16 protein-coding genes are annotated in these 13372 nt (G+C 38.1%); 6 read left to right on the plus strand and 10 right to left on the minus strand.

The features are described 5' to 3' along the window. Nucleotides 1–28 precede the first annotated feature (28 nt). Together G7057_RS05050 and G7057_RS11930 are read right to left on the minus strand one after the other, a co-directional pair. Nucleotides 29–508 carry a hypothetical protein gene (locus G7057_RS05050; protein ID WP_166161811.1) on the minus strand — a complete coding sequence of 160 codons (480 nt, stop codon included), beginning with the start codon at nt 506–508 and terminating at the stop codon, nt 29–31. Nucleotides 509–665: 157 nt separating this feature from the next. After that, nucleotides 666–794 carry a hypothetical protein gene (locus tag G7057_RS11930; protein ID WP_264372189.1) on the minus strand — a complete coding sequence of 43 codons (129 nt, stop codon included), beginning with the start codon at nt 792–794 and terminating at the stop codon, nt 666–668. A 119-nt stretch (nt 795–913) separates the two neighbouring features. On the opposite strand from G7057_RS11930, the gene G7057_RS05055 reads away from it, so the two are divergent. Then, a complete protein-coding gene (locus G7057_RS05055) occupies nt 914–1804 on the plus strand; it encodes a helix-turn-helix domain-containing protein (RefSeq protein ID WP_166161813.1) in 891 nt (296 codons plus the stop codon). A 71-nt stretch (nt 1805–1875) separates the two neighbouring features. Here G7057_RS05055 and G7057_RS05060 read toward each other — a convergent pair whose 3' ends face one another. Together G7057_RS05060 and G7057_RS05065 are read right to left on the minus strand one after the other, a co-directional pair. After that, nucleotides 1876–2799: a ZinT family metal-binding protein gene (locus G7057_RS05060; RefSeq protein ID WP_166161815.1), complete on the minus strand. Its 924-nt coding sequence runs from the start codon at nt 2797–2799 to the stop codon at nt 1876–1878. 262 nt (nt 2800–3061) lie between these two features. Continuing rightward, entirely contained in the window at nt 3062–4177 is a 1116-nt protein-coding gene (locus tag G7057_RS05065; protein WP_166161817.1) for a baeRF6 domain-containing protein, read from the minus strand. Nucleotides 4178–4533: 356 nt separating this feature from the next. Between G7057_RS05065 and G7057_RS05070 the strand changes: the two genes are divergently transcribed. The 3 genes from G7057_RS05070 (at nt 4534) to G7057_RS05080 (ending at nt 5599) form a co-directional block, all read left to right on the plus strand. Continuing rightward, on the plus strand, nt 4534–4893 hold the full coding sequence (locus tag G7057_RS05070) for a hypothetical protein (RefSeq protein ID WP_166161819.1): 360 nt from the start codon (nt 4534–4536) through the stop codon (nt 4891–4893). A gap of 84 nt (nt 4894–4977) precedes the next feature. Then, nucleotides 4978–5406, plus strand: coding sequence for a GNAT family N-acetyltransferase (locus G7057_RS05075; protein ID WP_076767948.1), 429 nt, complete (start codon nt 4978–4980; stop codon nt 5404–5406). Between the two features lie 19 nt (nt 5407–5425). After that, complete coding sequence (locus G7057_RS05080) at nt 5426–5599, plus strand: hypothetical protein (protein WP_166161821.1); 174 nt, start codon at nt 5426–5428, stop codon at nt 5597–5599. 196 nt (nt 5600–5795) lie between these two features. Here G7057_RS05080 and glnA read toward each other — a convergent pair whose 3' ends face one another. The 3 genes from glnA to G7057_RS05095 form a co-directional block, all read right to left on the minus strand. Next, nucleotides 5796–7130, minus strand: a complete 1335-nt coding sequence (glnA, locus tag G7057_RS05085) for a type I glutamate--ammonia ligase (RefSeq protein WP_076767946.1) — start codon at nt 7128–7130, stop codon at nt 5796–5798. A 28-nt stretch (nt 7131–7158) separates the two neighbouring features. After that, on the minus strand, nt 7159–7536 hold the full coding sequence (locus G7057_RS05090; protein WP_166161823.1) for a MerR family transcriptional regulator: 378 nt from the start codon (nt 7534–7536) through the stop codon (nt 7159–7161). A gap of 222 nt (nt 7537–7758) precedes the next feature. Beyond that, nucleotides 7759–8361: a nitroreductase family protein gene (locus G7057_RS05095; RefSeq protein WP_076767942.1), complete on the minus strand. Its 603-nt coding sequence runs from the start codon at nt 8359–8361 to the stop codon at nt 7759–7761. A 145-nt stretch (nt 8362–8506) separates the two neighbouring features. Here G7057_RS05095 and G7057_RS05100 point away from each other — a divergent pair, with 145 nt between their 5' ends. Continuing rightward, the gene (locus G7057_RS05100) at nt 8507–9847 is read left to right on the plus strand and encodes an APC family permease (protein ID WP_166161825.1); all 1341 of its coding nucleotides are present in this window, start codon (nt 8507–8509) and stop codon (nt 9845–9847) included. A gap of 56 nt (nt 9848–9903) precedes the next feature. Further along, nucleotides 9904–10662 (plus strand): NRDE family protein, encoded by a 759-nt coding sequence (locus G7057_RS05105; RefSeq protein ID WP_166161827.1) that lies wholly within the window; start codon nt 9904–9906, stop codon nt 10660–10662. A gap of 167 nt (nt 10663–10829) precedes the next feature. Here the strand turns inward: G7057_RS05105 and G7057_RS05110 are convergent, their stop codons facing one another. From G7057_RS05110 to G7057_RS05120, 3 genes are read right to left on the minus strand one after another with little or no spacing between them, the layout of a single operon-like run. Then, complete coding sequence (locus tag G7057_RS05110; RefSeq protein ID WP_166161829.1) at nt 10830–11687, minus strand: metal ABC transporter permease; 858 nt, start codon at nt 11685–11687, stop codon at nt 10830–10832. Further along, entirely contained in the window at nt 11687–12622 is a 936-nt protein-coding gene (locus tag G7057_RS05115) for a metal ABC transporter permease (protein ID WP_166161831.1), read from the minus strand. Before G7057_RS05115 ends, G7057_RS05110 begins: the two co-directional genes overlap by 1 nt. Then, a complete protein-coding gene (locus G7057_RS05120; protein ID WP_166161833.1) occupies nt 12603–13370 on the minus strand; it encodes a metal ABC transporter ATP-binding protein in 768 nt (255 codons plus the stop codon). Before G7057_RS05120 ends, G7057_RS05115 begins: the two co-directional genes overlap by 20 nt. Nucleotides 13371–13372 lie beyond the last annotated feature (2 nt).

Genomic DNA, 13372 nt, shown 5'->3' on the forward strand with positions numbered 1-13372 from the left:
ACCAAGCTAGCTTGATCTTTCTCTTGTTTTATTCTGTTAGATAGTCTTCTGCCTTTTCTGCTATACTTTCTAAATTTTCAAGGCTTGTAAACATTGTCGCGCAATCTTTATATACTTGGGCTAACACTAAAAAGCGTTGCTCAGAGAAGTCATCGGGATATGAATCGGTCTTCCAATTGAAACGAAGAGACGTATTTAAGTTATTTGCTGTTTTCGCAATTGTCTTTAGTGTCTCGAAATGAAGCGGCGTCACGCGTTCTTGCATATCTTTTGAGATTGCAGATAAATCACAAATACTCTCTTGATAAAATAAAATAGTTTCGTAAACACGGGTGCGGAAGGTTATACTCACTCGATTGTAGTAGCCGCATTTAATCAGTTCACGTAGTTTCGTATTAATGTCGTCAATGGTTGTTTTTAAGTCTTGTTCAATAGAAGCGATACTCTCAATATAGTCACAGAGAGATTGGACTTCTAATTGGTTTAGTTCTTTGTATTCTGCGCTCAATTTAATCTCTCCTTTAATCTTTTGTTTTTAATTGATATCAGTTAAAATAGAACTGAAAGCACCTTCCCACTTTTGCATTTTGCCATGAATGTTTCTGTTAGTGGGGAGGCTGCTTCTTTTAATTATCGATCATTGCCATTATCGATGGTCTGACTAATCAGACCCCACCAATTAACCATGCATCACCTAAAGTAGACGCTACATTAATCAAAAACGGAGATGCAACCAACGCTAGTGCACTTGCCAACATGATGAAACGTTTGCCTTTATTAACAAATTTTTTCATATTAAAGCTTCCTCCTTTTTTTGGGGGATTCTTGATGTACACCTATTATAATACAAAAGTTTAGTTTTCTTACCAAATAGTCATATATGAATATTTTTTAGGGAGGTTGGCTAAAAAACATGATTAAACCAGCTTTTGATAAGCCGACATCCGGCGAAACATTGAAAAAAATTCGTATGAGTAAAAAATATACTCAAAAATTTGTCACCGAAGGCATTATTAGTCAGTCTACTTATTCAAAAATCGAACGTGGTGAGGTAGAACCGACTTATTCTAAATTTATGGCGCTATTAAAACGACTGGATGTAAGTCCAGAAGAGTTTAATTACTTGTCGAACGACCATTCACAAACTGACCGTGACAAGATTATTAACGATTTTTTCCTACTTAATTACAATAACAGTGCTGACTTAGTATTGATCCGTTCACGCATCAAGCGCTATCTAAACAGCCATAAAGACTACGTTTTACAAGATATTTTTTATATTTGTGAAGCTCTCATTCTCATTAATGAAAATCGTGATTATGATCAAGCCGTTATTTTTGCCAATAAAGTATGGAAGCGATTGGAGAAATTTGATCGTTGGTTTTTAATGGAGATTCGTCTCATTAATACCATATTATTTATTTTCCCCATTGAAACAGCGATTAACATTTCGGAAAAAACAGTTGGTATTCTTGAAGAATACAGTTCTCGTGAGGGAAAGGTCTTACTCAATAATATTCAAATCAATCTTGCCCTCCTTTTAATTCGTAACAAGCAGTACAAAGTCGCCAATAAAATGCTAGATACAGTGATTAAACGGCTGAAAGATGAAAAGAATTATTATCTACTGGCTTTTGCCTATATTCGAAAAGGCATTGCACTTCGCTTACTAACCTATAAAAAGTCTGATTTTTATTTGGAAAAAGGTCTAAGCCTACTCGAATTGTTTGAAGATCCTAAGCTATATGAGGTTCTATCAACGGAAATTGATTTCTACACAAAAAAAACGCCAAACGCTCATTAACTATAATGCCCCTCAAAATTATAATTTTGAGGGGCATTATAGTTCTACTCAGATTTACTCTTTATTCTTTTTTAGTGAGCTAACATATCTCTGACTATCTCTTCTTCTCCATACTCAGCAGGATAAAATGTTGGCCAATGCGTTACTTCCTCTAATAGTTGCATGCGATCATCCCCCCAGTATAGGTGATAATGGCCTGATTTCTCTGGAGAAATAATATGATCACTGAATTGAATATACTGAGGCATCGCTGTATCACCACTTTCTTTTTTGTAAGTAAATCGTACACCACGATTACCTTTCTCATAGACCAGAATTTCAAATCCGTCATAGATGTAATCAGCAGTTGTTGTTTCACCGCTTATATCTGTAAAGCTAACCGTATCATTTTGAATAGAAATATGTTCAATATCCGTGACATAACCAACTTCATAGTATTCTTTATACTCATCAAAATTCATTGTGTCACTTTTAGATGATTTGGCCTCAAACACAGGGTCTAGAGCACCCTTTTCTAAATAGGGATAAACGGATTGCCATTCACCTTCCCAATCCTTTAATGTACGATCAGCAACCTCCGTGTTGTAGAAAAAGCCGTTATAAATTCGACTGGTGTCCTCATCGCTTCCGTGATGGTCATCAACACTTACTTTGACAGTTTTTGATTCGAGAACAATTTTTTCATTATTATCTAGGAGTGCAGCTTTAACTTCTAACTCATCTATCGTCGCTTCACGAGAAAACACTTCTGTTGTGAGCCCTACAACTTTTTGCCATTCCCCTTCTTCCTCACGAATAAACCAAGCCCACCGATTCTCATTCGATACAGTGTCTAACGATGCTGTTAACGTTACTTCATCGCCTGTATGATAATGTTTCGCCAGCCCTCCAATCTCTATTTCTTTTTCTACTGAATCTGTTAGCTGTGTACCGCATCCAGCTAACAAAACTGAAAAGACCAAGCCTCTAGCTAATAATTTAAATTCTTTTATCATCTAATCTCCACCTAAATATTATTCCGGTTATTTTAAATCGTAATGATTACGATTTGTCGACATAAAAAAGAATAACAAGTGTATAAAAATAAGTCAACAAAAACTAACATGAAATTTCATTCAAATGAGCGATAATTCATATTGAATGCTTAGCCAGAAACATTCCCCGCATTTCAACACAAAAAGGAGTGGATTTCTCCACTCCTTAAAAACTAACTTTTTTGTGATACTAGAATCAACTGTTCAACTTTTGTTTATTTTTTTAATAACGCAAAATGGCAGCGACATCTTTTAATCCTGGCATCTTCGCACGGTCTAAAACATAGACTTTACCATTGGTTGCTAACACATTGAGCGCGAGTTGGTTTAGGAAGTTTTCATTTCCTTCGTAACCCAATCGGCCATTCTCATCGATACTTCCTTTTATCTCCACATCTTTTTCGATAAATAAGGATTCGATGCGCCCTTCTAAACTTGCGCTAGTTAAATCTTGGTACTGATCGCCTAGTTTATATTGTGGCGTTGTTTCTTCGTAACGGCGAATGGTTTCGCTATGACGTTGTGTCATCAAGTCACTAATGAGTTTAGCTGCTTCTTTTTGAATGGCTTTTTCATCTAATTGTGCCGGAGAAGCTTCAATTTTATTGTCACGTAAATACGAATTCTTGGATAATTGTCTAAAAACAGCTTGGTTTTCAGTTAGAGCAAATAGTACAAGTGGTAATTGCTCATCTCTTGAAAAATGTTCAAACACATATTTATCAACGGCACGATAGTAATTCTCCTGATCAATATCTAATTCGTCACTCTTTTCATTAGTGCCGTGAATCATACCGGAACCACCGCCGCCTGCATTTAATTGCTGGCTTCGTGTCAATTCTTCGCCGAGCGCAATTTCTAACGTTGTAGGAGCATCATCTGGTAATTCGACACGCTCAATTTGGTCGAGTGCTCCGCGGTATAAGCTCATTTCACGATTACTTAAGCAGAGTAAATAATAATTTTCAATATATTGGAATTCTTCAATAATAGGTAAAATCGTTGGCCGATCACCAAATTCAATTAAATCCTTCACCGGTGTTTGCAAACGGTAGTAGAAGGTCTCTTTTGGTGTGAAGAAAAAGGCCACGCTTCCTTTCTTAATAGACCAAAACTTCTTATCATTAGGAGCTTGGTCCAACTGATGAAGTAAGCCGTCACAATCATCACCCAGACATTCATTTTTTACTTGAGTCTGCGCCTTTTTGAGCTGGTTTTTAAATTTCACCTGCTCTGCTTCAGCGTTCGGTAGTGTGAGTTCGACTGACTGATAGATGGTAACGAATGGTCCTTGTGCAGCTAATAGTTCTTCGTTTGGAAATTTAATGAGTTGCTTCATTCTAATTCCTCCTTCAGTTAACTTCTTCCCTTATCCGAAGCCCCTAAAAAAAGAAAGGGCTTCCTTATCTTCATTGTAATTAAAAAATGACGAGATGTAAAACAAAGCCCATTTGCTAATAAGATTAAACGAAGAAGGATTGTGTTGCTACTCAATTCATTGGTATAGGACTAAAATAAAACAATTTTTGTGAGACATTGATTGCTATTTAATAGCTTAATCATTACAAACATATTAAGTTTAATCATTTTAAAAATATCTCTGTACTTTCTTTTTGAAAGCAGGTATACTTACATCTATATCAATGATGTAACCGCTTTACAAAAGTGGTTTTATCCTTAAAAGGTGGTGAAGCAATGGAGAGGAGTCTTTTGTTTACGCAACTGGCTAGAGCTGTAAAATATAAAATCCCAGTAAATGACGATTTATTTTTACGTCAATGTGCTTCGGGTCGGAATCTTTTCCATTTGCCTGATTCGTATCGCTATCCTACAGGAAATATACCGGGTTATTTTATTAGCTTAAACTGGAACGATGACTTTGTGATTCTTGAAAAAGAACGCAAAGAACATAATGAATACTATATTATTAATCGTCATAAAGAAGTTGTAGAAGGTCCATTTTCTGTAGAGGATTTTGATGAGAGATGCTACGAGCTAGCAATTAATCTTTCATTAGTTCCGATGGCAGAACTCGATTGGGTCATTAATATTTAACAGTATAAGAAAAGCTTGATAAGTCTACAGCTTATCAAGCTTTTTTGTTATAATTAATTATATTTCGAATTATCAGGAGGTCTTATGTGGACTTTAAAATCATTTGATAACTTAACAACTCGTGAACTGCATGCTATTTATAAGTTGCGGACACAAGTATTTGTTGTTGAGCAAAATTGCCCTTATCAAGAAGTTGATGATACCGACTTAAACTGTCAGCACTTATTTCAGATGGATAATGAACAGCTGACTGCCTATGCCCGTTTAATCACAGATTCTGATTGCGTTCGCATCGGTCGTATCCTCGTTCATATCAATTATCGTAAATCTGGCTTAGGAAAAGCCTTAGTTCGAGAAGCCATCGATGTCCTTCAAGCTGAATATCCTCGTTTACCTATCCATATTTCAGCTCAAGCCTATTTAAAACAATTTTACGAGTCATTTGGCTTTCAAGAGCAATCTGATGTGTATTTAGAAGACGACATTCCCCATATTGATATGGTTCTTAATTAACAGAAAGAGAGGTAACATCATGAATAAATACCTAACAGCTATTTTAATTTCACTTTGTAGTTTAGCCATTAATTTATGGATTATTAAACAACAACGCGCTGGCATCGAGATTGACCCAAATAAGAAAAAGAACTTAGAGCGCCTTTCTTATGCCCTAATCGTCGCAGCTATTTTATTTTTAACGATTGGATGATAAAATCCAGAGCTTCACAGTCTAAATTCAGACTGAAGCTCTGGATTTTTTGTTTTTTAAGAGGTTCGAGGCCGTTTTTAGCACTGAACCTCTGAATTTAATACTTTTTAAGAGCTTCAAGGTCGTTTTTAACGATGAACCTCTGGATTCAGGCACAAATAAACAGGAGAAGTCCTAGACTCCTCCTGTTTATGTTTTAGTAGGCACTTAGATATTGTTTCAATTCCCAATCGGTTACTTGTGACAAGTAAGTTGCTACTTCGATTTCTTTTGCTTCAAGGAAGCTTCTACTGATGTGCTCTCCTAATGCTTCTAGGACAAGTTCATCTTTTTGTAATTCAAGCAAGGCATCTTCCAAGTTCGTTGGCAGATCATGAATGTCGTTAGCATAACGCTCCTCTTTATTCATCACATAGATATTGCGATCAATTGGTGCCGGCGCAACCAGTTTGTTTTTAATGCCATCCAAACCTGATGCCAATAATACTGCTAGGGCTAGGTATGGGTTAGTTGATGGGTCAACGCTTCGTAACTCAACACGTGTTGATAGGCCTCTTGATTCTGGAATACGAATCAGTGGCGAACGGTTGTGTGTGCTCCAAGCAATATAAACCGGTGCTTCAAAGCCTGGAACTAAGCGTTTGTATGAATTGATAATCGGGTTACAAATTGCGGTGTAACCTGATGCATGTTTCAATAATCCTGCTAGGAATTGATATGCTGTTTCACTCAAACCACATCTGTCAGACTCTTCATAAAATGCATTACCTTCTTCTGTAAATAAAGACATGTTACAGTGCATACCTGATCCTGCAATACCATAAACGGGTTTCGGCATAAATGTTGCATAAAGACCATGTTTACGTGCGACTGTTTTTACGATCAATTTGAATGTTTGAATATTATCACAGGCTTCAACAGCATCTGCGTACTTCCAATCAATCTCATGTTGGCCAGTCGCTGCTTCGTGATGACTTGCCTCAATTTCAAAACCTAATGCTTCTAGTTCTAAAACGATATCGCGACGGCAGTTTTCTCCTAAATCTGTCGGTGCTAAGTCAAAGTAGCCACCTTCGTCATTAAGATCCATTGTCGGTTTACCATTTTCATCTAGTTTAAATAAGAAGAACTCTGGTTCAGGTCCCAAATTAAATTCGGTGAATCCTAAATCACGCATTTCTTTTAAAATACGTTTCAAGTTACTGCGGGGGTCTCCAGCGAATGGTTGACCATTTGGTTGATAGACATCACAGATTAAGCGCGCAATTTTGCCTTGTTTAATTTCCCATGGGAATACTAACCAAGTGTCTAGGTCTGGATGAAGATACATATCGCTCTCTTCAATACGAACAAATCCTTCAATAGAAGATCCATCAAACATCATTTTATTGTCCAATACTTTTTTTAATTGGCTGATTGGCACTTCAACGTTTTTAATCGTTCCTAAAATATCTGTGAACATTAAGCGTAAGAATCGGACGTTTTCTTCTTCTGCCATTCTTACAATATCTTCCCGCGTATACTTTGTCATTTTTCATTCCTTCTTTATCCTAGTTTTTTTATCGTTTCCATTTAGTCTTATCCAATGAGTTAAACCCACTGGCATCAAGAATTTCTTTATAGAGAATACGGCGTACATCTTCGTCTGTTAAGTGATGTTCTTGTTCACCTTGGCTTCGATTCGTACTTTCTCTATTTTCTTGATAAATGCGACGAATCGCAGTAATGTTCAAGCCCTCTGACAAATAATCTTTTATTTCTAAAAGACGATCAATGTCACTAAGCGAGTACATCCGCCGATTTGTTTCTGTGCGCTGCGGCTGCACGAGCTGTTGCTCTTCATAATAACGAATTTGACGCGCTGTTAGATCCGTTAACTTCATGACAGTTCCAATTGTAAACACAGCCATCGAACGACGTAATTCTTTTTCTTTCATGAACCCACCTCCGCTTATAAAAAAATGCCATAAAGTTGTATTTAGTTGCTTTAATGTCGTTTAATTGTGAATACTGTATTAGGATAAAGCACAATGTAACATCAGTCAAAACTTTCTTTACATCTTATGTTATGTTTTCTAACATACTCTAAAACCAAGGCGATTACAAGCTTTTTCTACAAAAAAAGATGCGATTTTTTAATCGCATCTCTTCGTTCACTATTATTTAAATACGCGGAATCTTTCTTGGTCATCCATGTATGATTTTTCTGCTGGAAGTGTTTCAATCGAACCAAATGGCATTTGGCCACGTAGTTTCCAACTTGTTGGCAGATCCCATTCTTTTTGAACATCTGCATCAATCAGCGGGTTGTAGTGTTGTAAGCTTGCACCGATATTGTTATCAGTAAATGCTGCCCATACATTCATGCTGGCAATACCTGAACTTTGCTCAGACCAAATTGGGAAATTTTCTGCATATAAGGCAAACTGTTCTTGTAATCCTTCAACAACTGCTTGGTCCTCGAAGAATAAAACTGTTCCGTAACCTGCACGGAATGTATTTAGCTTCTCTTGCGTTCCTTTAAATGCTTCTTCATCAGGAACTTGTCCACGCAATTGATTTTCAGTGATATCCCATAATTTATTATGCGCATCGCCGAATAAAACAACAACCCGAGAAGATTGAGAATTAAATGACGTAGGACTTTCCTTAACTGCTTCTTTTACTAGCGTTGAAATATCGTCATCAGAAAGTGAGACATTTTTTCCTAGATTATAAATTGAACGGCGTTTTTTTAGTAAATCAATAACATGTGTTTGCATACTGTTACCTCCAAATTGAATAATTCTACTTCGAACATTGTATAGTATATCACTTATTTTTAGAAAGTAAAATACTTGGCACAAAGTCTATTATTTATAGTACAATCGGTAGGGCAAATATGACGGTTAGATTGGAGTTATTATTTTGAAAACAGAGAAGAAACATTACGGACTAGGTACTGCTGTCTCAATGATAGTTGGTATTTGTATCGGTTCAGGCATTTTCTTTAAGGCGGACGATATTTTAGGATACGCCGGCGGAAATGTCGGTTTAAGCATTCTGGTCTTCTTTATCGGTGCTTGTTGTGTCATTTTTGGGAATATTACACTCTCGCAACTGGCCGCTCAGACAGATCGGTCTGGCGGGATTGTCGCTTACTTTGAAACCTTTATTTCACCTAAAGCAGCTGCTGCATTTGGTTGGTTTCAAATGTTTGCTTATTATCCTTCCATTGCGGTTGTTGTCAGCTGGGTAGCAGGTATTTATACGGTTATGTTATTTCATTTTCCTAACACGCTAGAAGTTCAAGTAGGAATCGGAACGTTCTATTTAATTGCCTTCCATTTTCTGAACTACTTCTCCTTGCGTTTAGGCGGTATTTTCCAAAACATGGCTACCATTACCAAACTCATTCCTTTGATTGGAATAGGGATCATCGGCTTTTTCTGGCGTGCGCCTTTACCGGAAACAACTGAAATATTAACGGTGCCAGCTCAAAACATTGGCTGGGGGTGGTTAGCTGCTTTAGCGCCAATTGCCTTTTCATTCGATGGTTGGGCGGTTTCAACTAGCATTACCCATGAAGTGAAAAATGCGAAACGAACGATGCCGATTGCATTAACAATTGGACCGCTAATTGTATTAGCTGTTTACGTGGCTTATTTCCTTGGTATGGTCGCTATTGTTGGACCTGACTATATTTTACAGCACCAAGATGCAACCATCTATCATGTTGGAACGATGCTATTCGGCCCATATGGTGGTTCATTGATTCTCATCTTTATTTTAATTGCTGTTTTAGGAGTTGTTAACGGGTTAGTATTGGGGAACCTTCGCTTACCACAAGCTTTAGCTGAAAAAGGAATGATTCCGAATAGTCAGCGTATTAAACTAATTGATAAGCGCACCTTGTTATCACCCTATGCTGCCCTAACATCTGCAGGCATTTCCCTTGTTTGGATGCTTGTTCACTACCTTAGCCAAAAGACAGCCATTTTATCTGGTGGCGATGTGAGCGAGATTGCGATTGTTTTTAGTTACATCACTTATATTTTCTTATATCACAAGGTGATTAAAATGAGCCAAGCCGGTGTGATTACGAACCCGATTTTTGGAAAAGTATTTCCTATCCTTGGCATGATCGGTTCAGCTATTATCGTCATTGGTGGGATTATTTCCAACCCAACCTTTGTTCCTATCTTCTTATTAATATGCGGCTGTATTTTTACTGGCGGCTACCTTTATCATCGAAAAGCAAAAAGCTGAGAGCCTTCTCAGCTTTTTTTGTTATACTGAAGCAAATAATGAAAGGCGGTTATGTGATGTGCTTAATAACCTTTAAAATTGCGCAAGATCCCCAATATAAATTAATACTGGCTGCTAATCGCGATGAAGCCTATTCCAGACCAACTGCTCATGCACAATTTTGGGAAGAAGCCCCTCATTTGTTAGCGGGAAAAGACTTACTGGCAAATGGCACTTGGCTTGGGATAACTAAACAAGGTAAGCTAGCAGCTATTACAAACTGCCACCAAGACAATCAATTCAGCCCAGACCCCTCTAAGTTATCACGGGGTTCGATTATGACTGACTATTTGCTAACAGACGATTCGGCTGAATCTTATCTCAGTAAGATACAAGAAAAGACAGCCAACTACCAGCCCTTCAATGTTATTTTGGGCAGCGTTGACCATCTTTATCACTTAAATTCTTTAGACAATCAGATTCAGCTTTTGCACGACGGCATCCATAGCGTTAGCAATGCTAGCTTAAATACCCCTTGGCCAAAAGTTGAGCGAACGCGAGCGGATTTAGCCAAAACGAACGACAAGACTATTAATCAGCTATTCGCTATGATGATGGATCAAAAACCCGCTGCTGACAGCCAGTTGGATTATCTAAGCAATATCCCCTTAGAGATGAAGCGTGCGGTTTCAGCTCCCTTTATTAAAACGGACGCATTTGGTACCCGATCAACAACGCTTATTTTAGTTGATTATGCTAATCATGTTACTTTTATCGAGCGAACTTACTATGGCGACAGCTACTCGGACCATTCTTTTCAGTTTACGATTGAATAATACTCTATAAATGAGGCCGAAATGTCGAGTGGACCCTACTTTTTTGGTCGACTCGACATAAAAAGCGAAAAAAGTGTCGAGTAGGCCGATTATTTTAGGCCAGTCGACACTTTTAGCATAAAACCTGTCGAGTGAGCGCATTTTTCCGCTTCACTCGACAGGTTTTTCTAAATATAAGCTAACAGCCTTTGCTTAGCTAACTTAAGCAGGAAACTGATAAAGGCAGTTACCCCAGTTACAAGGGCAATCATGCCCGCAATAGCGACATCAAACTGAAACGCTAGATAGACGCCAACTAAACTATTAAAAATAGCAATGACTATAGTTAATCCAATCATTTTTTTCAAGGTTTTGGTATGTAAATATGCAGTCACTGCTGGACCAACCATAAAGCCAACAACTAAAATAGAACCGACTGAATCATAGGCACCGACTGCCGTAACCGAAACAGACGTCATCAAGCCATAATGGATAAGGGTTGGTGAAAATCCTAATGCGGCGGCATAAGCTGGATGGAAAGTCGACACCTGCAACTCTTTATAAAAAATAACAATCAGTAATGCATTTAAAAGTAAGATGAATAAGTTAATCCATAAGGCCTGTGGTCCTAAATCGAGACCAAATAGGCTAAAACGGGTAAAGGGTGTAAAGCCTATTTCTCCCATCATGACGCTATCAACATCCAAATGAACATAACCAGCGTAGCGGCTAATGAGGATGATCGCGATACTAAAGAACAAAGGATAAACCAAACCAATGGCAGCATCCTTCTTCATTAAATCGGTTTTTTGAAGAGCTTCGGTTAGCCACACTGTGACAATTCCAATTAAGACGGCGCCTATGAACAACATGGGCGAACTCAAGTCTTGAGTAACGAAGAAGGCTAAAACGATACCCAGTAAAACCGAATGGGTAATAGCATCTGATAGCATAGTCATCCCTCTAAGCACTAAGAAAACACCCGGCAATGTACAGCCAACAGATACGATCATTGCAACGAACATAATTTCAGTCATCATGGTCATTATATAGCTCCCCCTTCCCCATTTTCTAACGCTTTTGCTGCCTCTAATAGCTTATTTTTGTGTTTGCGCTGATTGAAAAAGCGCGCCAGTAGCCCGCGTTTAGGTGCCACTAATAAACTGACTAAGACAAATAAGCTAGCAACTAAGACAATGGTCGGCCCGGTTGGAATTCTAGCCCCAATAGAGCTAATAAATGAGCCAATTAATCCTGATAGAAAACCAAAGATCCCTGCCAAAACAGCAACGACTCCCATGCGGTCAGACCATTGGCGTGCGGCAATTGACGGTGCAATGAGGAGGCTACTCATTAAAACAACCCCTACTGATTCTAAGCCAATTACAATTGTCACCACAATCATCAGCGACACAAGTCCATTTAAAAAGACTGCAGAAAATCCCATCGTATGCGCAAATGTCGGATCAAAAATAAACACCTTAATCTCTTTCCAAAATAAGACCAATATAATAAGAAAAACACTCGCAATCACAACAGACAATTTGATGTCTCTCATCAACATAGCAGATGCTTGTCCATAAATAAAATTCTCTAATCCAGCTTGGTGGCCATTTGGCTGACGTTGAATATAAGTCATTAACACTAATCCCAAACCAAAAAAGCTTGATAAAATCAGTGACATAGCACTATCACCTTTAATGATACTTTTTTTCTTCATCCAGTTAATCAAAACGGTCGCCAGTCCGCCTGCTAATGCAGCGCCTATTAACATGATAATCAGATTTTTTTTAGATAATAAGATAAAAGCAATCCCAATCCCTGGCAGAGCAGAATGGCTCAGCACATCTCCTAATAAACTTTCCTGCTTTAATGTTGCTAATGTTCCAACTACGCCACTCAACAGCCCTAGAAAAGCTGTTCCTAGTGCGACAACTTGAAAAGTATGGTCAAGGAACAAGTCACTCAATGACTGTATCATTTAAACCACCCTCTTCTCCTAAGTTATGGTCGACACGGTAGGTTTCTTCAATGGCTTCCTTTGTAAAAACAGTCTCGACTGGTCCACTCGCCACAATGTGACGGTTTACAAAAATAACCTCATCAAAGTAGTCTTCAACGGTTTGTAGGTCGTGATGAACTACAATAATTGATTTACCGGCTTCTTTTAATTCTTTCAACAAATCCATAATAATTTTTTCTGTCTTTTGGTCGACTCCTGCAAATGGCTCATCCATTAAATAAATCTCTGCCTCTTGCGCAAGTGCGCGTGCCAAAAAGACCCGTTGTCGTTGTCCTCCAGAGAGTTGACTAATTTGGCGATTAGCAAAAGTAGGCATGCCTACCTTCACTAGCATTTCTTTTGCCAGCTCAAAGTCTTTCTTAGTCGGACGTTTCAACCAACCTAGATGGCCATAGCGACCCATCACAACGACATCCAAAACAGTCGCTGGAAAATCCCAATCAACACTGGTATTTTGTGGCACATAAGCAATTTTCTTTTTCACTGCTTTATATTTTTCTGGCTGGTCAGCTAGATGATAGTCAATGTCACCATTTAATGGTTTAACTAAGTCCAGCATGGCTTTCATCATCGTTGACTTGCCAGCACCGTTGGGACCAATCACAGCCGTCAAAGCGCCCTTTTTAAAGCTTACTTGAATATCCCATAAAACAGCTTTAGCATCATATGCCACTGTCACATGATTTAACGTCATAATATCTGTCATTT

The organism is Jeotgalibaca arthritidis (genome assembly GCF_011100465.1).
In the GTDB taxonomy this organism is placed as follows: domain Bacteria; phylum Bacillota; class Bacilli; order Lactobacillales; family Aerococcaceae; genus Jeotgalibaca; species Jeotgalibaca arthritidis.